Raw genomic sequence first — 24,742 nt, 5'->3', positions numbered from 1 at the left:
TTCGCGATCAGGCCTGCTCCTTCAGGGGACAGCGGTATTGCCCACACCTCAATCTGCTGTGGGAGCTCGCCTGCTCGCGAAAGCGGTTACCACCACACCGACCTCGGGTATGAACGGGGGAGAACGGGTGGGTGAAAGCCCCCAACTTTGAGGATCCCCATCTACTGCGCCGTCAGGACCAAAACCCAAACCGCCAGCCTTTTGATATCAAACAGTTTTTTGTTTCCCCCAAATTTCCCCGCGATTGGCACACCTATTGCATCCAGCGTTTTGCGAACGTCAGCCACACCGACGCGTCCCGAGGAAACAAGATGAAAAACAAAACCGACCTCAAATCGCTCGGCTTTTTCAGCAAACCGGGCATCGCCGCTGTGATGCTGATCAACGTCAGCCTCGGCATCGTCAACGCAGCACCGCTTGACGATGTCAGCCCGCCACCGCCAACAGATCCGTCGGCGTATACCAACCCGCCGGCCGACCCCCAGGGCGCGCTGGATGCCATAGAGACCATGCCTCCCACCAACCAGGGCTCCTACGCCCTGCCCAATGGTGTGTACGGCACCCGCACCACGCCAACGACCGACAACGTACTGCCGCCAGCCCTGCAGACATCCTTCAAAATCCCCACCAACGGCAAGCCCAGCCCGTTGTTCGGGGCCCAGCCGTATACGCAGCAACTGCTGCTGTTCGAAGAATTCGGCACGGAGAAACTCGACCCGACACTGCCGGCACCGCCCCTGACTTTCCCGGTTCCGATCGTCGGCCCGGCGCCCACGCAGGACCCGAACAACATCGCCCGCAGCGGCCCTTCGGCCGCGGCGCTGGAAGCCTTCATGCGCCAGCCGGGGCTGTACCCGTTTCCGGCGCAGTATTCCAACGTGCTGGACCGCAACCCGTGGAAAGCGCAGATCGAAGCCTTCCTCAACCGCCATCCGGTCGGCTCGCCGGCCGAAGGTCGTCCGCCAGGAAAAGGCTGGTCGCACCAGCGCTGGAACGAGTTCTACCCACAGGTCGCCTTCAAGACCGCTCAAGCCGGCGCCAAGCTCAACGGCGGCATGCGCGACCGCCGGCAGTTGCACAACTACGCCGTCGGTGAGTTCGGCCCGGGCGGGCTCTACAACCAGACCTCGGACACCCCGATCATTGCGGGCACCACCAAAGGCATCGACACCCGTTTTCACCCCAACATGCCGATTCAGAACCACAAGGCGCTCTGGACTTTCGACGGCACCTTTCCGCCAAAACTGCTGATGGTGCGGTACGGCCAACCGGTGCTGATGCGCCACTACAACGCCCTGCCGATCGATCCGTCGGCCAACATGGGGTTCGGCCTACACACCCTCAGCACCCACGAACACAACGGCCACGTCCCGGCGGAAAGTGACGGCTATTCCAATGCGTTTTTCTTTCCGGGGCAGTACTACGACTATCGCTGGCCGATCCAGCTGGCCGGTTACGACAGCATCAACACCAGCGCTCAGGATCCGCGCGCGGCGTTCCCCTGCGCCCCGGGTGAAACCCTGTATGTCAACGATGCCACGCCGGGCCTCAAGACCTGCAACAACGGCAGCATCAAGATCCGTGGCGACTGGCGCGAAGCCATGAGCACCCATTGGTTCCACGACCACATGCTCGATTTCACCGCGCAGAACGTCTACAAGGGCAACGCGGTGATGATGAACTACTACAGCGCCCTGGATCGTGGCAACGAAGCGCTGCAAGACGGCGTCAATCTGCGCCTGCCCAGCGGTTCGGCGTTGCCCTGGGGCAACCGCGACTATGACGTCAACCTGATGATTGCCGACAAGGCCTGGGATACCAATGGCCAACTGTGGTTCAACCCGTTCAACACCGATGGTTTTCTCGGCGACCAGATCCTGGTCAACTGGCAGTACCAACCGCGCCTGAACGTGCGGGCGCGCAGCTATCGCTTCCGCATTCTCAATGGCTCGGTGTCGCGCTACTTCAAGATCGCGCTGGTGCGTGAGATCGTCGGCACCGGTGGCGAATTCCCCGGCCCGACAGGCTCCGGCCTGTCTTACACCCGCGTGCCGTTCCATATGATCGCCAACGACGGCAACCTCATGGAGCACGCCGTGCCGTTCGACGGCAGCATGGACCTGGACGCCGACGGCGATGTGCAGGACCACAACGCCATCCTGCCCACCCTGGCCATCGCCGAGCGTTACGACATCATCGTCAACTTCTCGAAATACGGGATCAAGACCGGCGACAAACTGTACTTCGTCAACCTGATGGAGCACCACGACGGCAAGGGGCCGGAGGTTGCATCGCAGAGCCTGGCCGATGTCTTGTCCGGCAGGTACAAGGCAGTGCTCAAGCTGGGCAGCAAAGGGCTGGAATGGGAGAACGGCGATCCGGTGGTGGGCAAGTTCATGCAGATGGTGGTCCAGACTTATGCCGGCCAGGACGTGAGCATGAACCCCGCCGACTACGAACCCGCCAAGCCGGGCAAGCCCGTGGGTAAAAGCATGATCCCGCTGACCCTTAACCGCGACGATCCGACGGTGCAGGCCAAACTGAAACTGGCGCGCCATCGCGAGTTCATCTTCGGCCGCTCCGACGGCACCGACGAAGAACCCTGGACCATCAAGACCGACGGCGGTTTCGGCTACCAGATGGACCCTCGGATCATCAGCGCCGCTCCGCAACTGGCTACCGGCCCGACCGCTGCCGGGTTCTCCGGCGACGGCACCCTGGAAGTGTGGAAAATCATCAACGGCGGCAACGGCTGGAGCCACCCGGTGCACGTGCACTTTGAAGAAGGCATCGTCCTCAAGCGCGACGGCAAGGCACCGCCGGAATGGGAAAAATGGGCGCGCAAGGACGTCTATCGGGTTGGTGCAGAAGTCGACAGTTCGGTGGACGTGGAGATAGCGATCCGCTTCCGCGAATTCGCCGGGACCTACATGGAGCACTGCCACAACACCCAGCACGAGGATACCTCCATGCTGCTGCGCTGGGATGTCGAGAATCCGGGCCAGTTCCAGTTGATGCCAACGCCCCTGCCCGGCTGGGACGGCGTCACCTACGTCAATTCCGCGGCGCTGCCGACCTTCCGCACTGGCGATAAACGTGTCGAGGACCCCGATAACCAAAAACCGGTCGCCAACGCCGACAGCGCCATCAGTAACACCGGCCAACCGGTGATCATCAACGTGCTGGCCAACGACAGCGACCCTGACGGTAACGTGCCACTTAAAGTGGTAGGTCTGGAGCAACCGGACTCCGGCAAGGGCGTGGTCAGCACCGATGGCCTGCGTGTGACCTACACACCACCGGCCACGGTCCCCGCGCCGTTCACCGCGACCTTTACCTATAGGGCCGCCGATGCCAAGGGCGCCGAGTCGGCACCGGCGACGGTGTCCGTGGCGGTCTCGGCAGCGATCAACGAGAGCCTGATCGTCACCAGCGCCACCGTCACCGCCCGCAGCAACAGCCGCTGGTATTGGGTCCTGTCCGGCACCACCTCCCGTGGCACGGGCAATACCATCACGGCAACGGCCACGACCACAACCGGTGTGGTGAACCTTGGCGCTGCCGTCCTGACGCCTACGGCCACAGGCGCGCGCTGGAACATAGCGGTGACGACCGCCGGCAGCGGCCCCTCGCCTAGCCCGACGGCGACCATCAAATCGGCCTTCGGCAAAACCGTGACGGTGCCGATAAAGGCGAACTAGAGCGGATTGATCGACGCCCGGCCCATGCAATGTGGATCGGGCGTTTTTCTTTTGTGCAGCGTGCGGTGGGACCGAGGTGGGTTTTGTTGACTGTCCGCTCTATCCGCAAAGTGCCTGATGGATCTCAGCCTTTGTATTGACTGTTACACCGCCATCGCGGGCAAGCCCGCTCCCACAGGGGGGGCTGCGTCGAGCATAATTTACAGGCTCGCTGAAGACCCTTGTGGGAGCGGGCTTGCCCGCGATGGCGGCACCTCGGTCTATCAGACAAACCACATTCCATCCCCCTGGCAGCATGGTCACATGATTGGCCGACGAACTATCGATGGGGTCCCAGTCACCGCTGCGGCGCCACCATCCGGAAGCGGATATTGATCTCGTTGGACACCACACTGTCCGCCCACTCGCCCTCGCCGATCTTGAAGTCGTCACGCTTGAGCACCAGTTGGCCCTCGAAGATGCCGATGGCGCTCTCGGATTTGAGCAGCACCGGTACACTCACTTCTCGAGTAAGCCCCCGCAGGGAAAGTTTGCCGGTGATGGTGTAGCGGTTATTGCCCAGGGCCTTGATGGACGTCGACTCGAAGGTCGCCACCGGATAAGTCGCCGTGTCGAACCACGCCGGTTTTTGCAGCTCGGTGTTGGCGTCGCTGCTGCCGGCGTCGATGCTGTTCAGGTCGATGGTCAGCGCGGCATGGGCGGCGCCGGGGTTATCGGTGTCGAAGTCCAGTTTGGCCTTGAACTTGCCAAAGGTGCCGTAGGCTCTCGACCCCATCTGCTCATAGGTGAAGCTCAAGGTACTGGCCCTGGCGTTCACATCCTTGTATTCCACGGCTCCAGCAAACGGCACCAGGCCGAACACCAACGTGCCGGCCAGAGCGACGCAACGCGCGGATCGAAGGTTCATGACGCTCTCCGGGAGGGCTCCCGTCCTGAGTTGGCGTGCCGCACAAGTCGGGTCGTATCAGATGGACTAAAGCAAACAACCGGCGTTTATTCCACCTCACCCGTTGATTTGCGACCACCTGCCGCTGGCCGCCAGCGCTACCCGCACTCCCCGCGTTGCCACGCCCGCCGCAACAGGTCGATCACCTCGGCATCCGAGGTTTGGGAAAAATCCATGTACCAATGACCAATCGACGTGAACCACTCGGGCATCAGCGGACAGATCAACTCATCCACCTCGCTGCGCAGCGCCTCCACCGTTTCGATCGGCGCCACCGGCACCGCCACCACGATGCGCGATGGCGCCTGCGCCCGCAGCGCCTGGATCGCCGCCCTCATCGAAGCTCCGGTGGCCAGGCCGTCATCGATCAGGATCACCACCTGATCCTTGAGCTGCACCGCCGGCCGCGTGCCTCGGTAGACCTGCTCGCGGCGTAGCAACTCGCGGCTTTCCCGTTCGACCACGGCGTCGAAAGCGGCGCGATCAATCGGGTGCACCCGCAGCGCCTCTTCATTACGAATCTGGACACCACCGCTGGCAATCGCGCCCATGGCGTACTCCGGGTGGGACGGCACGCCGAGCTTGCGCACCAGCATCAGGTCCAGGCGAACCTTCAGCGCCGTGGCCACCTCATAAGCCACCGGCACGCCGCCACGGGGCAAGGCCAGAACGATGACGTCGGGGCGATTGGCGTAAGGCAGCAACGGCTCAATCAAACGCCGCCCGGCTGCTGGTCGGTCTTGCAGGATGGAATGGGACAAGGGGCTCATTTGAAAACCTCCCCAGGCGATGGCGCCTGTCTTTTTCAGTCACACCGTCCTTTTGTGGCGAGGGGCTTTGTGGCAAGGGACCAGTGAACAGCATGCCCCTCCCGCAGCGTTCCGCCTACACCAACCGCTCAATCTTCTGATGCTGCCACACCAGTTTGTAATACAGCGTCTGCAACATCAGCATCCCCAGATACGCCACCGGAAACGCCATCCACACCCCTTGCAATCCAAACTTCGCATCCAGCAGATACGCCGCCGGCAACTGCACGCCCACCACGCACACAATGGAAATCGCCACCGGCACCATCACCGTACCGCTGGCGCGCATGATGCCGCCGATAATCGCCTGGAAACCAAACACCAGCAGGCTCCAGAGCATGATGTGCAACAAGTGCTCGGCCATGCCAAGTGTCGCCTCCTCAGTGAGGAACGACGCCAGCAACCAGCTCGACAACAAGTACCCGAGCACCACCAGACCACCGGTCAAACACACGTTGATCATCAGCCCGGTCTTCAGGATCGGCCCGATGCGTTCGATGCGCCCCGCCCCGATCGCCTGGGCCCCAAGGATCGACGCGGTGATCGCAATCGACAGCGCCGGGAACTGCACGTAATTGACGATCTGCGTCACCGCGCCATACGCCGCCGTCGCCTGGGACCCGTGCTGGTTCACCAGCGCCAGAATCACCAACTCCGACAGCGACAACACCACCATCTGCAACCCGGTGGGCAAACCGATGCGCAGCACCTTGCCGAGGATCGCCACGTCCAGCTTCATCGCCGCAAAGAACTCGCGATCCGGCGCCAGCGGATGGCCCTTGCCGATCAAGCGCCATGCCAGCAACCCCATCGCCACCAGGTTACCCACCAACCCGGCAATCGCCGCACTCTGAATCCCCATCGGCGCAAAACCCAGCCACCCGCGAATCAACGCCGGTGTCAGCGCCAGTCCCACACAGGTCGACACCACCAGCGCCAACAACGGCGACAACGTATCGCTCACCCCGCGCAGCAACTGCGTGAACAACACGAACACCAACAGCGACGGCATGATCCACAACATCACATGGGCATACGCCACCGCATCGTCCAGCACATCCGCCGGCGTCCCCAACCCCACCAGCGCCGACCGCGCAAACACACTCCCCACCACCGCCGCCACCAACCCGATCAACCCCCCCAACAACAACGTCGCCCCGGCAATCGCCTTCACCAGATGCGTCTCCCGCGCCCCCCACGCCTGCCCGATCAACACCCCCGCGCCCGCGCCGAGGCCGATCACCAGAGCGATGAAGAAAAACACGATGGGGAACATCCCCGACACCGCCGCCAGGGCCTGGGTGCCGAGCATCTGGCCGATGTAGATGCTGTTGACCGTGCCGGACATGGATTGCAGGAAGTTCGACAGGACCATGGGGGCGAGGAAAAACAGGTAGGTTTTCCAGAGCGGGCGTTGAGGGTTGGGGGTTTGCATGGGCGAAGATCCATCTCGACGGCGGGAACGATGATTAAGGATAGCGTTGGTGGCTGAAACCAAGGGGCGAAGACCATCTCAGGTCTGTGTTTATATTTCCAGTGACGTGATGTGAAAGGTCTGAAGTTTCATCATCAATGGTCCTACACAAAGCTCGGAATGCCTCACCTTCCCGCGCTGATCCCGTGCGGCTTATAGTCGGCGCCGTCGCCCAAATGGCGATTCGGGTTTGGCGACCTGATAACAGAGAATGCGAAGGCTATCCGCTTTATTGCAGGTATCATCGCACCCGCAAAGCCGCTGTAATGGCGGCTGTGCGCGGGAGACCTCCGGGTCTGCCGGTTTTCTCTGTTGCCGGTTCGCCAACCTGCGCACAGCTGCCACCCAATCGTTTGGCGACGACTGAGTGACGGCCTTGAGCCAATCAAACAGAGATCTTCACAATGAATCGATATATGCCTCTCACTGGGATAGACCTGGTTCCGGCCTCCCTGCTCATCGACACCCAAGCCCCACTCGATGTCCTGCAAGCCATGGCGGATTACCGTATTCGAACGGTTACGCAGGTGCTGGAGAATATTGCCTACCGATCCGAACTCGGTTGCGACACGGTGGTGCTTTCCAACTTTTCTAAACTACTGGCCATTCCGTTGCGCGATGGTTGTGATTTGATGGATGTGATTGGTCGGCGGTTGCGGGCGCAGGCTGCGGAGGGAATGAACGGGCGCTGAAGGCGCCCCTTTATTACTGGTCCAGAAAGGGTTACCCGTCAGCCTTGATTTGAGACCGCAAAAAACCAATCAGGCGAAGATACTCAATATGCCCTTAACAAAGAGAAGAGCCGCTGCAACAGCGGCTCAACCTGGGAAACCTTCGATGATTTAAACGACTGGACAAGGGAGCGGGATGACCACGAAATGATGGCTACTGTCACCGTTCTTTGGCAGCTGCGTTCAGGCACTTGGTGCTATCAATCAAAGGTATATTTGCCTTCGAGCATGAATGCCGGCTCTCTCCAGTTGGGTCCCCTCACAACTCTGAGCCCATTATTTTTTATAAAACCGGCATCACACATTTTTTTGACAAGATTCAATAGCCCTATGTTGCTCTCCACATGCGCCCAGTTAGCCCGATTGTAAAGACCATCAAGCTGAGGAAAAGAAATGCCTAATTGATTTTTTGTTACAAACAGTATCACCTCTTCAGGCTTTTCGTTAAGTACGATAGTTGCAATGACACTCATTATTTTAATCCTCCAAGTTCCTTGAACTCTCGTTCCCTTTGTTTTTCATCCGCTTCTATAGCATCAGGTGTATAGAGCAGCTCAAAAGCATCCTTGACTTTGTAGTCCTCCAGCGTCGCGGCGTGAGTGTTGTTCCAAATAACACCGTCGTCATTCGGGTCTACACCGTCAACCACACCTAATGCTCTGAAACGTTCCAGCTCTCTGATTTCATGAGTATAGAAGCGTTTATCCACTTCTGTGACCACCAATTTACCCAACAGAATTTTTTCCAAGCGATCAATCATGATGGCATTGGCATCCGAGGGACTGAAGCGTCCCGTATGCAACTTGACCAGATCAATACCCGTTTGGGTCACGGTAGCATTTGTCCAATCAAGATCAAGGATTGGGCCTCCGGCTTTCGCGGGATTGAAAAATCGACCACTGTATTTCCCCCTTGTGGTTGCTCCTTTATAAGGACTATTAAAAACAACGTAGATTGGCGGCAGGCCGCTTTCAATCGGAAAACAGTAAATGCAATCCCTGAAATCGGGTAATTCGGACGCGGGTAAGGTTTTAGGCTGCACAAGCAATGGCGACAGAGTAACTCCAGTGTAAGTCGGTACATGCGCAGGTCGGGCAGGCGAAGTTGTCGAGTTGCTTCCCAAGTGAACAATGGGAAAACTGAGGATATTGGGTGGTGTATCGTTTGACGTGAAACTGTAGCTGCTGGTCGTTGGATCGAACACCAATGCTCGCACTGGCACTTTTGCCGAAACACTCCCCCCAGCCGGGGTTGCAACAAGTGTGTATCGGTTAAGGTCGCCAAAAATCCGAAAAGGAAGATTAATGGTTCCTTCGGCAGCGGCGATCTCATTCAGGTTTGACGGCAGTTTTGGTAAAAAAGTGGTACCAGGTAATTTGAGAGCGGTTTCAGGAAAGCGTTCGCCGTTAGCAAGTGCAGGTGAATAGAACAAGGCCCCGATCCCAACAGCGGTGGCCCGACTGATTAGTGCTTCCCCCAACCCTGCCAACAACTTTATGCCTTTATCGATTACCAACCCGAAGGTCCAACCGTCGGTGAAATGGATTGCAATGGCACCCGCCACAGTTCCTGCCTCTTCGCCATGACCAATGGGCAACCTGTAGGTGTAAGCGACTTCGCCCCTTGCCAAGGCGCGATGGATTTCAGCGTCTGCAGCTGCGGAAGCGTCCTCCAAAATGCGAACGGCCTCGATTAGAATTCGTTTAACGTAGGCGGCAGTTAGTGATAACAGGAATTCTTCATAAAAACTTAGTCGTACTTCATCATCATATTCTGACTGCACATTACCTGCCCAAATCTGGGCAATTGTTTCTCTGTCTAGCGACAATGCGTCCACGCCAAAATACAATATTGCATCGCTCCAACTTCCGTGCATTGTAACCCTTTGCAAAAGCTCAACGATGACCACTTTCTTTTTTAAGGCAGCTTCCAGCGCATTTAACTTTTTGGAGTCAATGCCTGCGGCTATGCACTTCTCTAGATAACCTCGAATATTCGGTGCACCACCCGAAAAAGCATTCGTTATCTGATCGTGCACCGAAAGAAATATCGCCACTAATTGTTGGTATTCGTTTCCGGTATTTTTGACGCCCTCAATACTATACGGCGTAGTAACCGCCGGGACAGCCCCATCCCAAAACAAAATACTATCGAAGCTTGAAGGAAAAGCTGAGGCTTCCGCAGCTTGAACCGGCAGAGACCCAGACGTTATTGAAAGTGAATCATGATTAACTGTTTTTTTTCATATAGCACTCCATGCACAATATTAACTCCATCAAATAGACAGAACAAAAGCTATGCCGCAATTACCTAGCAACTTCAACATCTCAACATTTACTAGATACGTCGCGCACGAAAAATTACATCAGACCCAAACAACCTTTGCGACTTCCAGAAAATACTCACAGCAAAAGCGCCGAATTCAATCTTCCACATATGGACTACTAAAACAAAAGAACTGTTTTATTTTTATTAAGCCCTTTAAATAACGGCGAATATCGTACTCGGACGGTTATGCAGGCGCTGGAGAGTATTGTCTACCGATCCGAAATTGGTGCGACTCGGTATGTTGTCGATTTTTTTCAAACTACTGACCATTCCGTTGAGGGATGGTTGCGATTTGATGGATGTGATTGGGCGGCAGTTGCGGGCGCAGGTTGCGGGGTAAATGAAAACGGGCGCCAAGGGCGCCCGTTTTTTGTCCTACCTTCGTTCTGCGGCAAGGTTGAATCCACAGCCAAAAGGAGACAGCCAGATACGTCTGGCATATCAAGGGTGACGCGCTAAGCGTCACCCTGTCAGATGCCAGATCCGCGATTTAAAGTATGAAGTCCGCCGTGGACACGCTGTTGACACCGACTATCTGGATGGCGAACTCGGCGGCGCTGTCGGCATCGGTATTGCCGTAGAGCACGCCCGCTGAAACTTTCAACTGGCCGGCCGCACTGAAGGCTGCGGTACTGCCGATGATCGAGGTGAAGGCTTCATTGGTGGTCGTCGCCGTGTTGGCATCAAGCGTCGACAGGTCAATCTTGTCGGCTCCCCGGACGAAGTCGGTGATGACGTCCCAGGTGGCACTGGTCAGCCCCGTTTCAGTGAGGGCGTTGAAATCGAAGATGTCGTTGCCGGCGCCGCCGGTGAGGGTGTCCTTGCCTAATCCGCCCGTTAACACGTTGGCTGCCGCATCGCCTTTCAGCGTATCGGCGTAGCTGGATCCGGTGAGATTTTCGATGTAGAGGAGGCGATCGACACCTGCACCGAGTGTGTTCTGGGAGGCCGTCGTGATGCTCAGGTCGACTTTGACCGCAGAAGCGGCCCCCTCGTAGGTAGCCGTGTCCACGCCGCCACCCCCATTCAGGGTGTCATTGCCAGCCGCACCACGCAGGGTGTCATTACCCAGTCCACCAGTGAGTGTATCGTCACCGTTGCCTCCATCGAGGCTGTTGTTATAGGCATTGCCCACCAGGCGATCGTTCGCGTAACCACCAATAACGTTTTCGATATTGAGAATTCGATCATCCTCGTAACGGGATGCCACGACACGCTGCTCGCCCGTGAGGCTGAGATTGACGTTGAGCGCCAATCCCTCTGCTGCGTAGGACAGGGTATCGATGCCCTCACCGCCGTCTAGAAAGTCGTCGCCAAGACTGCTGATCAGCACGTCATTACCGGCGCCGCCCGATACTACGTCGTCTCCCAGGCCGCCATTCAGAGTGTCGTTACCGGCGCCCCCCTTGAGGACGTCATAGTTGTCGCCACCATCGAGCTTGTCGTCGCCAATGCCGCCCTCCAGTGTGTCGTTACCATTGCCACCGAACAGACTATCGTTACCGCTGCCACCCACCAGCAGGTCGTAACCATCGCCCCCCTCCAGGGTGTCAGCGCCGCCTTCGCCGAACAGGCGGTCGCCGGACGAGGAGCCAACGAGACGGTTGTTGCCAAGGCCACCGAACAAATCGCTTTTGCCGGTGGCGAACTGACTGGAGTTGGCCGTGCTTGTATTGAGGAGCAGGTTGGTCGTTGTCAGGTCGGCGATCGATACGCCCGTGAGCACCAGCTCAGCCGAGTTGCCGCCGTTCCAATTTTTGATGACATCGCCACCATTGTCGTCCCCCGCCTCGACCAAGCGCTTGAGGCTATCGATATCACTGATCCCGAGCGCGCGGACATCGAGCTTGTCCTGCTCCGCGAGACTGAAATCGATGACTCGGGTCGAGTCGTAGTAATTGCTCCCCTGCTGAGCGATGAATATGTCGCTACCAGCCCCGCCGATGAGCTGATCGCTCCCAGTGCCACCGTTCAGGATATCGTTGCCACTACCGCCTTCGAGCACATCACCATCGGCGCCACCGCTCAGGGTATCGTTGCCGGCACCACCGACCAAAAGGTCATTCCCAGCCATGCCGAAGAGGGTGTCATTGCCGCTTTCGCCAAAAAGGCGGTCGCCGGACGAAGAACCGGTAAGCTTGTCACTACCAAACCCGCCGAACAGGTCGCTCTTTGAGGTTGCGGTCAGAATATCGTCTTTGACGGTCGTATTGAGCAGCACATTGGACGCGTCCAACTCCCCGATCCCGCTGGCCCAAAGATTGTTCAGCGTGGTCGTCGAGTCATAACCGTTAGTATTGATTTTAAATAAAAGCTTGTCGTAGTAATTAACTTCAAACAGGCGATTAAGTGTATCGATGTCGGAGATACCGAGCTGACGAACATCCAGTCGATCTGCGGATACGTCAAAATCCGTGATGGTTTGCCCTATATAACCGGGTCCACGATTTATGACGAAAGTATCTGCCCCTGCGCCGCCTGTAAGGGTGTTATTACTGCTAGTGCCCGCGTCCAGGATATCGTTGCCGTTGCCACCGTACAGGTTGTCCGCCCCACTGCCGCCATAGATCGTATCGTTACCATCATCGCCATAAATGGTATCGTCACCCTCTAAGCCATAAATCACTTCGGCGATGTTGCGGCCATAAATTATATCGTAGCCGGTGGTTCCATAGATGGTGGACCCGATTACCGTCTTTCCATTAACTGTTGCCACTTAGACTCTCCTGTCTTTACTGCTAAAAAAACGGCTTCTGCCACAGACCAAACTTCAAGCAGTCACGGGAGGCGCAACCCATCCTCGTACATGCTCATGTCAAACTCTTGCTTGGTTTGAAAAAACGGCGCGCATACTATTTTCAATCCCGCTCCACTTGCGTGGTTACAATCCAAAGCCGACATTGGCGACTGGCCAAGTTCGATCAATAGTCGGCTATTAGATGTATCTACGTAACCAAAGGAATTCACTGCACCCGTTCACAGATGGCTGATGACAAGTTGGGGGCGTAAGTCGATCCGACTTCCACATTGGCTCTGGAAAATAAAATGCCCCATACGTTGGTGCCGTAGGGGCTTTTTGACGCCATTCCACTACGCCTGACTACCCTGACCTCATTGTTCAGAAGGGATCGGCAGCAAATTTTTCGGCTGTTACTCCTCATGCAGTCCCTATGCCGGAATAATATCAAAACGATATTACTGAGGGTATGGACTCTGTCAAGTGGAAGTGGATTGCACATGGAGCACAGGAAGCGCTCAGCATCGCTGATACGTAAATCTTGTCGCTACCCCGCACAAAGTCGCTGATGACATCCCAGGTGGTGCTGGTCAGTCCATTGCGCGATGGTTGTGATTGGGTGGACAGCGGCTGCGGGTGCAGGCAGCGGGTTTTGGTCGCTCACAACACGCCAAACGACCCTGTCCAGAGTCGATTAGCTAAACTTCATCAGTAATAACACTTCGCGAATCCCTGAAAACTCAGGAGGCGAACATGAGCAAACAACCTCAACCCCAAAGCCGCTCCAACCCCCAGCCCAGATCCCGTCCGTTGGTGCCGAACCTGCCGGGCAAAACCGGCAACAAGTCTGGTGTCTTGCGCGGTAACTATCCGCCGAAGAAGTCGTAATTGCCTCGGGTGTACGACAGGCTTTGCAACGGAGTCTGTCGCACTCCCCCGTCACTTCAGCATTACTTGCCTCTATATCGGACATTGTTTTCCACGAGCGACGTCGTAGCTGCCCAGAATGATGGCCAAGGGCTACGCTCTCCACGGTTTCTCAAATACACCTCGACCACGCCGCCAACTGATTCGCATCCCTGACTCTGAAAACGTCTGCTTCCTTAACGCCCCCAAGCTTTCGCGATGTCCCGTGTTGCCATAAACCCTGCTTTTTCTGGCTCATTTACATGGAGTAAGCGTACATGCCCTTCCCCCCTCGTTTCCTCGACCACTACCGCAAAGCCGACCGCATCATGCTGGGTCTGATCTGGCTGATGTTCGCGTTCGCTATCGGCCTGGCGTTCTGGCACGACACCTTCAAGCAGGCGCTGCTGGTGGGCGGCGGCACCAGTGTGTTGTTGACGTTGTTGTATCGAGCCATCGGCGGAACGCGGTTGATGCGTTGTCTGCTGGGCCTGGGTTTGATGGTGATGGCGGCGTTGCATATCAATCAGGCCGAGGGGGTCATTGAGTCGCACTTCGGGATTTTTGCGTTGTTGGCGGTGTTGACGTTTTATCGGGACTGGCTGCCGATTCTGGTGGCGGCGGTGACGATTGCGCTGCATCACGTGGTGTTTCATGCGCTGCAGCATCAGGGTTTTCCGGTGTTTGTGATGGCCCATCACGGTGGCTGGACAATGGTGTTCGTTCACGCTTTTTATGTGGTGATGGAAACGGTCGCGCTGCTCTATCTGGCGGTGCACAGCCAGGCCGATGCGGTGGAGAGCCAGGACATGCTGGACAAGATGCTGGCGACCACGTCCCAGTTCACTGTCGGTGCCGGCCAGGGTGACAAGGCTCGGGTGCATGTGTCGCTGGCCCAGCGCTTCGATCAGTTTTTGACGCAGATCACCGCCTTGGTGGACGGCGTGGTGCGTGACTCTCAGGGTTTGGGTCAGTTGGGCCAGGAGTTGGCCAAGGCCAGCAACACGCTGGAGAAAGGCGCCAAGCATCAGTTGACGGAAATCGCGCAGATGACCGGGTCGATGCAGCGCATGGGCGATGCGATGGAGCACATCGTGGTGCATGTCGAGCATGCCGTTGTCCATGCCGGCCAGGCCAGCGCGCAAGTCACTCGCGGCCAGGAAAGCGTGAACCGTGCGCGGCAGGAAATCACTCAACTGGCCTCACGCCTGGAAGGCACCAACCAGACCGTGCAGGTACTGGCCGGGCAGGCGCAGCAGATCGGTACGGTGCTGGAGGTGATCAGCAGCATTGCCGAGCAGACCAACTTGCTGGCGCTCAACGCGGCGATTGAAGCGGCGCGCGCCGGCGAGCAAGGCCGGGGCTTTGCGGTGGTGGCCGATGAGGTGCGCAGCCTGGCGCAACGCACGGCAGTGTCCACCAAGGAAATCCGCACCATCATCGAAGCCTTGCAGCAAGGCAGCCGCAAAGCCGTGGAGGCCATGCAGGACAGCCGCGAAGGTGTAGTGCGCTGCGTCGAGGACAGTCAAGTGGCGGCAGCGATGTTGCAGGCCGTCGGCAGCGACATCTCGCAGATCGATGAGCTCAATGGGCGGATCGTCACGACGACCCGCGAACAGTCCTCGGCAAGTTTCGAGATTGTCGGGCGCTTGCAGTCGGTGCAGAGCATTGCGCAAAACACGGCGGATGATGTGGAGACACTGGCGCTGAGCAGTCGGCGCTTGCCGCCCATTGCGACTCGGCTGGATGCGTTGGGGCGGACGTTTCATCAGTGATGTTCGACGGGAGAAGTTTTCCGTTGGTCGAACCGATTTGCTCTACAGACTCAACAAACATATCTTTGAGTCTATGGACTCAAGATAGGTATTGATCATGGCCGTCCCCCTGCAACCCCAATCCTTCAGCAAAAACCAATGCGTCACCGGCCTGCGTGCCGCCGTGAGCATTCTGGAAAAGTGGAAGGCCAACAGCGATCAGGCCTGTCGCATCCTGCGTATTTCCCGCAGCACCTACACCCGCGCCCGGCAGCGAGACCCGGACTGGGCGGTGGCGCTGGATGCGGACCAGATGCAGCGCATCAGTTTTGTGTTGAACATTCACGCGACGTTGCGGCTGGTGTTCGACAACCCGGATAACGTGTACGGCTTTGCCTCGATGGCCAATGACAACGAGTTTTTCAACGGGCGTTCGCCGCTGGAGATCATGGCCCAGGGCGACATGATTTCGCTGTACGAAACCTTCCGCCGCATCGACATGCTGCGAGGTGCGCAATGGTGATGGCGAGTGAGTTGGCGGTGTTTGCCGGTCAGTCGTTGCAGGCTTATCGCCTGGTCAATTCGAAGTTTCCGCCCATTGCGTTGTTTGATGATGTGGCGGATGCGGCTGAGTTCGAGGTGTTGTTCGAGATTCAGGCGCTGACCAATCCGCGGTTGAAAAATGAGGTGGGTCAGCTGGAGTTGATTGCGCGCAGCGAGATCCCGTTCGGCATTCCGGGTTGCTCCTACGCCATTGCGCCGTTTACCCACGTCAACCCGGCGGGCTCGCGTTTCAGCGATGGCCGTTTTGGGGTGTTGTACCTGGCGGAGTCGATGGACGCGGCGCTGGCCGAGGTGCGACATCACCAGGCGCTGTATTGGTCGAGGGTGCCGAGCCTGAACTATGAGCGCTTTGTGTTTCGTGGATTGGCCTGTGCATTTGGCGATGGCGGGATGAAGGACGCCGCGGCCCTGCCGATGAGCGATCCGATGTATGCGCCGGACGACTACAGCCATTCCCGTGTATTGGGGCAGGCAGTGCGCGATGCCGGTTGCCCCGGTTTGCGTTATCACTCGGTGCGGATGCCGGGCAGTCATTGCTGGGCGTTGATGACGCCGAGGCCGGTTTCGTCGATTGTGCAGACGGCGCATTACGAGATGGTCTGGAATGGGCAGATCACCAGTGTCAGTCAGATCAGTGAGGCTTGAGCCCCGTTGTCAGGCACATGAATACCTGTGGGAGCGAGCTTGCTCGCGATTGCTGTGTGTCAATCGACACATATGTTGAACGTGAAATTGCCATCGCGAGCAAGCTCGCTCCCACAGGGATCTGCGATCCATTGAGCGCATCGATAGTCACCATCATTTCAATGAAGTTCTCTTGAAAATTCCCCGGCGTAACATCTGCTCCATACCAACCCATAAGCACCCCGGAGCACACCATCATGAAACGCCAGACCCTCCTCAGCATCGCTTTCTCGGTTTTCGCAGTTAACGCTTTCGCCGCAAACTCTGCTCAACCTGTGGTCGCCGAAGGCGGCTCGGATCGTCTGATTGAAAGCCGTGTGGCTGAAGGTGGCTCGGATCGCCTGCTGGAAAAACGTGTTGCCGAAGGTGGTTCCGACCGTCTGATCGAAAGCCGCGCTGTCTGAATGCAGTGCTTTACCGCAAGACTCAACGAAAAGCCCGGCCTCAACAGCCTGATGCTGCTCAATCAAGCGAGAATGATCCACTCACTGTAGGAGCGAGCTTGCTCGCGATGGACTCAAGAGCGCTGCGTTTAGCCTGTAAACACGCGGCATCGTTAACGACCATCGCGAGCAAGCTCGCTCCTGCAGGGGATCGTTCTCATTTAACTGAACAGCATCAGGCTTCAACAGCCGGGCTTTTTCGTGCGGGTTATCAATTCGTTTGTAGGTCATGCACTTTCGCGGATCGCGAGAGGCCAATCTTGATGCCGACCAGTATGGGCGCGGCAAAGACGAACAGCAGGGCCACGGCGAAGAACGCCGTATCGAAAGCAATCACCGTGGCCTGACCTGATACCGCTTTGCCCAGCAAGCTCGTGGCTGCCCGGCCAGCGGCCACCTGATCCATGCCCTTCCCTGCCAGCATCGCGGTTGTGGTCATCAGCCGTTCGATGACCGCGTGTCCCCCTGGGGTGACGTTGGCGCCGAGGACCACGCCATTGCTGACAACCTGATGGTCAATCAAGGTCTGCAGCCCGGCGACGCCCATCAAGCCTCCCAACTGGCGCCCTGTGTTGAACAGGCCGATGCCGCTGGCCAGGTTGCGGCTGTTGAGGTGGCTGAAAGCGATCAGCGTGATCGACAGAAACAGGAAGCCAAGGCCCAGGCCGCGCAACAGGATGGCCGCCATCATGTCGTCGGTACCGCTTTCGCTGTTGGAGCCGGACAGCATCCACATCGCCCCCATGATCAGCAGGATACCCAACGGCACGGTCGCCACCGGCGGCACGCGACGCACGCTGAACAGATAGGCGGCGATGAGCAGCGAACCGACAAAAAAAACGCCACTGGGCAACAGGAGCAGGCCGGCATCGGTCGGTGTGAACGCGAGTACCGACAGGGCGAACGCCGGGATCAGGTAGGCGCTGCCGAACAGGGCGGCACCGGCGACGAAACTGACGATAAAGGCAAAGGTGAAATCGCTTGTTTTGAACAGGCTGAAATCGAGCAACCCCTGGCCGTTGGCCAACACCTGTTGACCGAGAAAGGCCTGCAGCGCGGCGGCACCGATCACCGTCAGTGCCAGGATGCGCGGTTCCTCGAACCAGTCCCAGCGGCTGCCCTGGCTGAGCACGTAGGTGAAACAGAACAGGGCCGCAGAGAGCAGCGAGAACCCGAGCCAGTCGAACGAATGTTGCCGGACCCTGGCGGGCATGGGGTGGTCGGCGATGAGCAAGAGGCCGGTCGCCGCCAGGGCCAGCGGCACCACGCTGAAGAAAATCCAGGTCCAGGACTGGCTGTCGATCAACCACCCTTGCAGGGCTGGCGCGAGGGTCGCCGACGCGACCACCGCCGCCATGGCGAACAGGGCTTGCAGGATCGGCTGAAGCGCGCGCCGATAGCCGCGAAAGATGATCGCCTGGCCCGCCACCAGCAAAGCACCTCCCGCGAAGCCTTGCAGGATGCGTAATGCGATCAGCAGTTCCAGCCAGGCGGTAACGGCAGCCACGCAGCACGCCAGGCCCATGACCAGGGTGGCGCCGATGATCACGTTGCGCGCAGAAAATCGCTGCATCAGCCAAGGGGCGAGCATGAACCCGATCAGCTTGAACGCGATGTAGCCGACATCCAGCCAGGCGAACTCGTCAGGCGTGGCATAGGTGTCGCCGATGATGTCGCCGCGGCCGAGGGCCAGCACGGTGCTGGCGATCGCTTCCGTCAACGTCGCCAGCACGATGCCCACCATGAGCAGGACGCCGTTCGTTGTCCTGGCGCTGCTCGGCGTGGCGCAGGCAACGCTGCTCATGAGCCGGCCCCTTGTGCAACTTCCACCCGCGCGGACAGGCCCGGCACGATGCGCCCCGGCAGGGGGTTTTCAGCCAGGCGGATCTTCACCGGAACGCGCTGCACGACACGCACAAAGTTCCCGGTGGCGTTGTCGGGCGGCAGCAGGCTGAACGCCGAGCCACTGCCTGGTGCAAAGCTGTCGACCACGCCATCGAGTGCCGCATCGGGGTAACCATCGACCGTGACGCGCACCGGCTGACCGGGGCGAATCTGTTCGAGCTGGGTTTCCTTGAAGTTCGCCACGACCCATACATCATTGACCGGCACGATATCGAGCAGGGAAACGCCCGGTGTGACGAAACGACCGAGGCGAACCTGACGGTTACCGACCACGCCATCCACAGGTGCGTGTACCACGGTGTGCTCGAGATCGATCCGGGCGAGGTCACGTGCGGCCTCTGCCTGGCTCACAGCGGCCACGGCAGCCTCGCGCTCGGTTACAAACACCGTGATGCGCTGCTGTTGCGCCTCGACCGTTGCCGAAGCGGCCGAAACCGAGGCCGCGGCTCTGGATTGCGCGGTGCCGGTTTCATCGACCAGGGCCTGGCTGACCGCATTGCTGACGATCAGTTTGCGGCTGCGGTCGTGGGTCTTGGCCGCCAGGCTCATGTCGGCGGTGGCCGAGCGCCTTTGCGCTTCGGCCTGCCTGATCAGCGCATGCTGGAGCTGGATCTGTGCGTCGACATGGGTCAGGCGCGCCTGGACGGCGCTGACATTGGCCTCGGCTTGCGCAAGTTTGGCGCGGTAGTCGCGGTCATCGATTCGAAACAGCACATCACCGGCACGCACGGCCTGGTTGTCCCGGACCTCGACCGCCGTGACATAGCCGGCGACCTTGGCGGCCAGCGAGGTGACATCCCCGCGGACATACGCGTTGTCGGTCGAGGTCACGCCACTTGAAAACGCCACGGCTCCCCAAACCGCCACGACCATCAAAGCCGCGACGCACAGCAACAGGCCGATGGTCTTGCGCTTGCTTCGCCGTACCACGACCACAGGCGTGCCGCTACTTGCGCTGGTGGCAATGGCGGCCTTGTCCAGGAGCGAGTTCATTTTTTCATTTCCTGTTCAGTGCCAAGAACTGACTCAGCCACTGGGCGACAGGGTCTGCCGCCCGGCGGTCGAGCCTTCATGAGCGCGTGATCGGCTCACTGTTTGATCGGTGTCACGAGTACCTTTTCCTCGGTGTCGAGGACGAACACCGCCAACAGGCGTGCAGGTTGGGTGTCACTGGCGTTGGCGCTGACCAGGTGCACGGAGCCCGGTTCCTCTACGAAGTTTTCGCCGACGTTGTAGATCTTTTCCGGCTCGCCTTTGACCTGGATGCGAAACGAACCCTCCAGGACCGTTGCATAGATGAAGGCCGTTTTCGGATGGGTGTGGGCCGGCGATGCGGCACCCGGCCCATACTCGACGACCACGCCCCTCATGCTCTTGCCAGGGATGTTGGGAATGGGACGGTCGAACACCACCGTCACCTTGCCGGGGGGCGGCTCGGCGGCTGATGCGGCGCTGATCGAGAGCGCCGCGAAGACAGCGGCCATTAGCAATCGGGTAACCATGGGATTTCTCCTGGATTCGTAGGGAAATGTGCGGGTGCGATCCGTTACTGCGCCATCGACCGGGCCAGCCAGTCGTCGAAGCGGATCGCCCCCAGGCGTGCGTTCTTGCCGGCGACCAGCGATTGATCGTCGAGCACGGCGCCGAAGTAACGGGCATGTACATCCGGCACGACCTTGCGGTTGTCCTGGGTCGCCCGCAGATAACGCCTGGCCAGTTCGTCGATCGGCATGGTTTCCGGGCCGCCGACTTCAACGGTGCCATTGACCGGTGCTGCCAGCACGACATCGGCCAGCGCCGCTACCACGTCGTCGGACGCTATCGGCTGGATCAGCGCCGGCGAAGCATGAATTTCCTCGCCAACGGCGAACGACTGGACAATGCCGCCGGCAAACTCGGAGAACTGCGTGGCACGTAGAATGGTGTAAGGAACGCCGGATGCCTTGATAAGGGCTTCCTGCGCGACCTTGGCCCGGAAATAGCCGGTATCGGGAAGCCGTTCGCTGCCGACAATCGACAAGGCTACGTGATGACGAACCCCGGCAGCGGCTTCGGCGGCCAGCAGGTTACGGCTCGACGTTTCAAAGAAATCGAGAACGGCCTGGTCTTCCCACGACGGCGCGTTCGCCACGTCGACCACCACATCAGCACCATCCATCGCTTCGGCCAGGCCTTCGCGGGTGATGCTGTTCACGCCCGTGCTGGGGCTGGCGGCGAGCGCATCATGGCCGCGCTCGCGCAGGGTGTTCACAAGTTTCGATCCGATGAGGCCGGAGCCTCCGATGACGACGATCTTCATGACTTTTCTCCACTTGTCGACTGCAACCATTGCGTCGGTGTAGAAAGAGTGCCTGCGCGCACCAGGCAAGTCCTTGCGCCGGGCTTGGGTTTGCCTTGGCGAGTGCTTGGATTTATGTCCAAAGCCATTGACGTTCGTCCAGCCCCCCTTGCCGCAGACGGTGCAGCGGGTGTCGAGCTGCCGTATCATCTGCCTCAGTTACCAACCGCCAGCCGCCTGGGACACGGAGTTGAGGGCGCTTCGCCAGGGGATGCTCAATTTGCCATTCACGTTTGAAGACTACGTACTCGATCAGGAGCGCCGGGAGCTGACCCTGCGCGGGCAAATCGTGGCCGTCGGACCGCAGGTTTTCGATCTGTTGCTGCTGTTCGTCAACAATCCCGACCGCGTCGTCAGCAAGGACGAGTTGCTCAAGGCGGTGTGGGGCGACCGGATCGTTTCGGAATCGACGATCACCAGCCACATCAATGCGGTGCGCAAGGCCATTGGTGATACCGGTGAGGAGCAGCGCCTGGTGCGCACCGTCCCCCGCAAGGGCTACCGCTTCGTTGGTCGGATCAACGGCGACTTGAGCGGGCAAACACCACAGCCTGACATCGACGAACGCGCAAGCGCTGCCCCGAAACAAATCCTCTCCCCTACGCTCGTCCTGCCGGACAAACCCTCGATCACCGTCCTGCCCTTCCAGAACCTGAGCGGCGATCCGGAGCAAGAGTATTTCGCCGATGGCGTCGTGGAGGACATCATCGCGGCCCTGTCGCGTATCCGCTGGCTGTTCGTCATTGCGCGCAATTCGAGCTTCACCTACAAGGGCCAGGTCGTGGACGCACAGGGCGTCGGCCAGGAACTGGGCGTGCGCTATGTGCTCGAAGGCAGCGTGCGCAAGTGCGGGAACCGGCTGCGCATTACCGGGCAACTGATCGACGCGACAAGCGGGACGCATATCTGGGCGGAGCGCTTCGAAGGCCTGCTCGACGACCTCTTCGAGCTGCAGGACCAAATCACCGAAAGCGTCGTCGGTGCCATCGCGCCGCAACTGGAGCGGGCAGAAATCGAACGCGCCAAGCGCAAGCCGACGGAAAGCCTGGACGCCTACGACTACTACCTGCGGGCCATGGCAAAACTGCACAGCGGCAGCCGGGAAGCCATCGAGCAGGCGCTGCCGATGTTCTACCAGGCCATCGAACTCGATGCGGAATTCGCTTCGGCCTATGGCATGGCCGCCTGGTGCCACTTCTGGCGCAAGCTCAATGGCTGGATGAGCGATCGACCCGCAGAAATCGCCGAGGGCATACGCCTGGCACGTCTGGCGGTGACCCTAGGCCGCGACGATGCCGTCGCGTTGACCCGGGGCGGACATGCGCTTGCTCATCTCGCCGGCGAAGTCGACGGCGGCATTGCGCTGCTCGACAGGGCGCGCCTGCTCAATCCCAACCTCGCCCCCGCCTGGTTTCTGGGCGGTATCCTGCGGGCACTGCACGGTGAAACAGACGCCGCCATCGAGCATTTGAACCATGCCGTTCGCTTGAGTCCGCTGGATCCGGAAATGTTCAGAATGCAGGTGGGGATGGCGCTCGCGCATTTCTTCGCCGGGCACTTCGATGCTGCTGCGCAGTGGGCGGAAAAGGCCCTGGGCAACCTGCCCAGTCTGCTGGTCGCGGCGGCGCTGGTGGCGGCCAGTGATGCGCTCGGCGGTCGAATGGAAAAAGCGAATCTGGCGATGCAGCGTCTGCAAAAGCTGGATCCTTCTTTGCGTCTGTGCACCCTCAAGGACTGGCTGCCCATTCAACGGCCTGAGGATTTCGCCCGTTTCGTCGATGGACTGCGGCTGGCCGGGCTACCGGAGTGAAGACGCCCACCCTGTAGGAGCGAGCTTGCTCGCGATGGTCGTCAACGATGACGCGGGTTTTCTGATTAAACGCGGTGTCTTCAAGTTCATCGCGAGCAAGCTCGCTCCTACAACGTAGGCTAAGCTTTGATCAACTCGTTGCTCATGATGCTCGGTTCTGCAGGTTTTGGGTTTTTCTGGAGAGCGTCTGCAACAGCTATCCCAGACTGGCCCAAACCTTTCACGCAGGATTGCCGTGATGACAGAGCCCCTCCTCAGCTTTGATGCACTCAAGCGCGCCGCGGCTGCCGGCGAAATCGATACCGTACTGGTCTGCATGGTCGACATGCAGGGACGCCTGGTCGGCAAGCGATTCCAGGTCGAGTTTTTCATCGACAGCGGCCACGAAGAAACCCACTGCTGCAACTATCTGCTGGCCGATGACATCGACATGGAGCCGGTGCCGGGTTACGCCGCGGCCAGTTGGAGCAAGGGTTACGGCGATTTCGTGCTCAAGCCCGACATGTCCACCCTGCGGCGCGTGCCCTGGCTTGAGTGCACGGCGCTGGTGCTGTGCGACGTGCTCGATCATCACCATCGCCAGGACCTGCCCCACAGCCCAAGGGCGATTCTGAAAAAACAGGTCGAGCGCCTGCGCGAGCGTGGCTACACCGGCATGTTTGCCTCGGAGCTCGAGTTCTATCTGTTCGATGAGAGTTACGAGGCGATCCACAAGCGCAACTATCACAAACCGAAAACCGCCGGCCATTACATCGAGGACTACAACATCCTCCAGACCACCCGCGAAGAGCCGGTGCTGCGGGCGATTCGCAAGCACTTGCAGGCCTCGGGCATTCCCGTGGAAAACTCCAAGGGGGAATGGGGCCCCGGCCAGGAAGAGATCAACATCCGCTACGCCGATGCCCTGACCATGGCCGACCACCACGTCATCATCAAGCACGCCTGCAAAGAGATCGCGCAATTGCAGGGCAAGGCGATCACCTTCATGGCCAAGTGGCGCTACGACGCTGCCGGCTCCAGCAGTCACATCCATAATTCGTTGTGGGACAAGAACGCCAAGAAGCCGCTGTTCTTCGACGCGAAAGCCGAGTTCGGCATGTCGAAACTGATGCGGGCCTGGGTCGCCGGCCAGCTCAAGTACGCCAACGACATCACCTGTTTTCTCGCGCCCTACATCAACTCCTACAAGCGCTTCCAGGCTGGCACTTTTGCGCCGACGCGGGCGGTCTGGAGCCGCGACAATCGCACCGCCGGCTTTCGCCTGTGTGCCGAAGGCAGCAAGGCCATCCGCATCGAATGCCGCATCGGTGGAGCCGACCTCAACCCCTATCTGGCCTTCGCCGCATTGATCGCGGCGGGCCTGGCCGGTATCGACGAGAAGCTCGACCTCGCACCGCCGTTCGAAGGTGACGCCTACCTGGACGAGCATTTGCCGGAAGTGTCCAAGACCCTGCGCGAAGCGAGCGCCGCACTCAAGGCCTCCGGCATGTTGCGCAAGGCGTTCGGCGACGAGGTGGTCGACCATTACGTGCACACCGCCGAGTGGGAGCAGAAAGAGTACGACCGGCGAATCACCGACTGGGAATTGCAGCGCGGCTTCGAGCGCTATTGA

18 protein-coding genes and 1 pseudogene are annotated in these 24,742 nt (G+C 59.2%); 9 read left to right on the top strand and 10 right to left on the bottom strand.

Going from position 1 to position 24,742, the window contains the following annotated elements; translation table 11 throughout:
* Positions 1 to 311 precede the first annotated feature (311 nt).
* Entirely contained in the window at positions 312 to 3,701 is a 3,390-nt protein-coding gene (locus KW840_RS16530) for an Ig-like domain-containing protein (protein WP_218496322.1), read from the top strand.
* 337 nt (positions 3,702 to 4,038) lie between these two features.
* Here KW840_RS16530 and KW840_RS16525 read toward each other — a convergent pair whose 3' ends face one another.
* The 3 genes from KW840_RS16525 to KW840_RS16515 form a co-directional block, all read right to left on the bottom strand.
* Positions 4,039 to 4,608 carry a YceI family protein gene (locus KW840_RS16525; protein ID WP_218496311.1) on the bottom strand — a complete coding sequence of 190 codons (570 nt, stop codon included), beginning with the start codon at positions 4,606 to 4,608 and terminating at the stop codon, positions 4,039 to 4,041.
* A gap of 137 nt (positions 4,609 to 4,745) precedes the next feature.
* On the bottom strand, positions 4,746 to 5,417 hold the full coding sequence (locus KW840_RS16520; protein WP_218496308.1) for a phosphoribosyltransferase: 672 nt from the start codon (positions 5,415 to 5,417) through the stop codon (positions 4,746 to 4,748).
* Positions 5,418 to 5,532: 115 nt separating this feature from the next.
* The gene (locus KW840_RS16515; RefSeq protein ID WP_218496305.1) at positions 5,533 to 6,891 is read right to left on the bottom strand and encodes an MATE family efflux transporter; all 1,359 of its coding nucleotides are present in this window, start codon (positions 6,889 to 6,891) and stop codon (positions 5,533 to 5,535) included.
* Between the two features lie 443 nt (positions 6,892 to 7,334).
* Here KW840_RS16515 and KW840_RS16510 point away from each other — a divergent pair, with 443 nt between their 5' ends.
* Positions 7,335 to 7,622, top strand: a complete 288-nt coding sequence (locus KW840_RS16510) for a hypothetical protein (protein ID WP_218496303.1) — start codon at positions 7,335 to 7,337, stop codon at positions 7,620 to 7,622.
* 239 nt (positions 7,623 to 7,861) lie between these two features.
* Here KW840_RS16510 and KW840_RS16505 read toward each other — a convergent pair whose 3' ends face one another.
* From KW840_RS16505 to KW840_RS29025, 3 genes are all read right to left on the bottom strand, one after another.
* A complete protein-coding gene (locus tag KW840_RS16505) occupies positions 7,862 to 8,134 on the bottom strand; it encodes a hypothetical protein (RefSeq protein ID WP_218496300.1) in 273 nt (90 codons plus the stop codon).
* A complete protein-coding gene (locus KW840_RS16500) occupies positions 8,134 to 9,717 on the bottom strand; it encodes an S-type pyocin domain-containing protein (protein WP_371318470.1) in 1,584 nt (527 codons plus the stop codon). Before KW840_RS16500 ends, KW840_RS16505 begins: the two co-directional genes overlap by 1 nt.
* Before the next feature lie 762 nt (positions 9,718 to 10,479).
* Positions 10,480 to 12,705, bottom strand: a complete 2,226-nt coding sequence (locus KW840_RS29025) for a calcium-binding protein (RefSeq protein ID WP_218496297.1) — start codon at positions 12,703 to 12,705, stop codon at positions 10,480 to 10,482.
* Positions 12,706 to 13,479: 774 nt separating this feature from the next.
* Here KW840_RS29025 and KW840_RS28525 point away from each other — a divergent pair.
* From KW840_RS28525 to KW840_RS16475, 5 genes and pseudogenes are all read left to right on the top strand, one after another.
* Positions 13,480 to 13,614, top strand: coding sequence for a hypothetical protein (locus tag KW840_RS28525; protein ID WP_256353383.1), 135 nt, complete (start codon positions 13,480 to 13,482; stop codon positions 13,612 to 13,614).
* Between the two features lie 296 nt (positions 13,615 to 13,910).
* Positions 13,911 to 15,407 (top strand): methyl-accepting chemotaxis protein, encoded by a 1,497-nt coding sequence (locus KW840_RS28825; protein ID WP_218496296.1) that lies wholly within the window; start codon positions 13,911 to 13,913, stop codon positions 15,405 to 15,407.
* Between the two features lie 97 nt (positions 15,408 to 15,504).
* Positions 15,505 to 15,909, top strand: coding sequence for an antitoxin Xre-like helix-turn-helix domain-containing protein (locus KW840_RS16485; protein ID WP_090456513.1), 405 nt, complete (start codon positions 15,505 to 15,507; stop codon positions 15,907 to 15,909).
* A complete protein-coding gene (locus tag KW840_RS16480) occupies positions 15,903 to 16,595 on the top strand; it encodes an RES family NAD+ phosphorylase (protein ID WP_218496295.1) in 693 nt (230 codons plus the stop codon). Before KW840_RS16485 ends, KW840_RS16480 begins: the two co-directional genes overlap by 7 nt.
* A gap of 236 nt (positions 16,596 to 16,831) precedes the next feature.
* Positions 16,832 to 17,029, top strand: a pseudogene (locus KW840_RS16475) (hypothetical protein); the annotation flags it as partial.
* Between the two features lie 259 nt (positions 17,030 to 17,288).
* Here KW840_RS16475 and KW840_RS16470 read toward each other — a convergent pair.
* From KW840_RS16470 to KW840_RS16455, 4 genes are all read right to left on the bottom strand, one after another.
* Positions 17,289 to 18,881: a DHA2 family efflux MFS transporter permease subunit gene (locus tag KW840_RS16470; protein WP_218496294.1), complete on the bottom strand. Its 1,593-nt coding sequence runs from the start codon at positions 18,879 to 18,881 to the stop codon at positions 17,289 to 17,291.
* Entirely contained in the window at positions 18,878 to 19,975 is a 1,098-nt protein-coding gene (locus tag KW840_RS16465) for an HlyD family secretion protein (protein ID WP_218496291.1), read from the bottom strand. The genes KW840_RS16470 and KW840_RS16465 overlap by 4 nt, the downstream gene beginning before the upstream one ends.
* Positions 19,976 to 20,070: 95 nt before the next feature.
* Positions 20,071 to 20,484, bottom strand: coding sequence for a cupin domain-containing protein (locus KW840_RS16460; RefSeq protein ID WP_150814785.1), 414 nt, complete (start codon positions 20,482 to 20,484; stop codon positions 20,071 to 20,073).
* Positions 20,485 to 20,528: 44 nt separating this feature from the next.
* Positions 20,529 to 21,281 (bottom strand): SDR family oxidoreductase, encoded by a 753-nt coding sequence (locus KW840_RS16455; protein ID WP_218496290.1) that lies wholly within the window; start codon positions 21,279 to 21,281, stop codon positions 20,529 to 20,531.
* Positions 21,282 to 21,540: 259 nt separating this feature from the next.
* On the opposite strand from KW840_RS16455, the gene KW840_RS16450 reads away from it, so the two are divergent.
* Both KW840_RS16450 and KW840_RS16445 read left to right on the top strand, forming a co-directional pair.
* Entirely contained in the window at positions 21,541 to 23,130 is a 1,590-nt protein-coding gene (locus tag KW840_RS16450; RefSeq protein ID WP_218496284.1) for a winged helix-turn-helix domain-containing tetratricopeptide repeat protein, read from the top strand.
* Between the two features lie 238 nt (positions 23,131 to 23,368).
* Positions 23,369 to 24,742, top strand: a complete 1,374-nt coding sequence (locus KW840_RS16445) for a glutamine synthetase family protein (protein ID WP_218496283.1) — start codon at positions 23,369 to 23,371, stop codon at positions 24,740 to 24,742.

The organism is Pseudomonas sp. PDM30, assembly GCF_019218985.1.
In the GTDB taxonomy this organism is placed as follows: domain Bacteria; phylum Pseudomonadota; class Gammaproteobacteria; order Pseudomonadales; family Pseudomonadaceae; genus Aquipseudomonas; species Aquipseudomonas jessenii.
This window is presented reverse-complemented; position numbering and strand designations above follow the sequence as displayed.

Coding starts and splice junctions, on each gene's coding strand:
- KW840_RS16530 (WP_218496322.1), top strand. CDS start 312: ATGAAAAACAAAACCGACCTCAAATCGCTCGGCTTTTTCAGCAAACCG.
- KW840_RS16525 (WP_218496311.1), bottom strand. CDS start 4,608: ATGAACCTTCGATCCGCGCGTTGCGTCGCTCTGGCCGGCACGTTGGTG.
- KW840_RS16520 (WP_218496308.1), bottom strand. CDS start 5,417: ATGAGCCCCTTGTCCCATTCCATCCTGCAAGACCGACCAGCAGCCGGG.
- KW840_RS16515 (WP_218496305.1), bottom strand. CDS start 6,891: ATGCAAACCCCCAACCCTCAACGCCCGCTCTGGAAAACCTACCTGTTT.
- KW840_RS16510 (WP_218496303.1), top strand. CDS start 7,335: ATGAATCGATATATGCCTCTCACTGGGATAGACCTGGTTCCGGCCTCC.
- KW840_RS16505 (WP_218496300.1), bottom strand. CDS start 8,134: ATGAGTGTCATTGCAACTATCGTACTTAACGAAAAGCCTGAAGAGGTG.
- KW840_RS28525 (WP_256353383.1), top strand. CDS start 13,480: ATGAGCAAACAACCTCAACCCCAAAGCCGCTCCAACCCCCAGCCCAGA.
- KW840_RS28825 (WP_218496296.1), top strand. CDS start 13,911: ATGCCCTTCCCCCCTCGTTTCCTCGACCACTACCGCAAAGCCGACCGC.
- KW840_RS16485 (WP_090456513.1), top strand. CDS start 15,505: ATGGCCGTCCCCCTGCAACCCCAATCCTTCAGCAAAAACCAATGCGTC.
- KW840_RS16480 (WP_218496295.1), top strand. CDS start 15,903: ATGGTGATGGCGAGTGAGTTGGCGGTGTTTGCCGGTCAGTCGTTGCAG.
- KW840_RS16470 (WP_218496294.1), bottom strand. CDS start 18,881: ATGAGCAGCGTTGCCTGCGCCACGCCGAGCAGCGCCAGGACAACGAAC.
- KW840_RS16465 (WP_218496291.1), bottom strand. CDS start 19,975: ATGAACTCGCTCCTGGACAAGGCCGCCATTGCCACCAGCGCAAGTAGC.
- KW840_RS16460 (WP_150814785.1), bottom strand. CDS start 20,484: ATGGTTACCCGATTGCTAATGGCCGCTGTCTTCGCGGCGCTCTCGATC.
- KW840_RS16455 (WP_218496290.1), bottom strand. CDS start 21,281: ATGAAGATCGTCGTCATCGGAGGCTCCGGCCTCATCGGATCGAAACTT.
- KW840_RS16445 (WP_218496283.1), top strand. CDS start 23,369: ATGACAGAGCCCCTCCTCAGCTTTGATGCACTCAAGCGCGCCGCGGCT.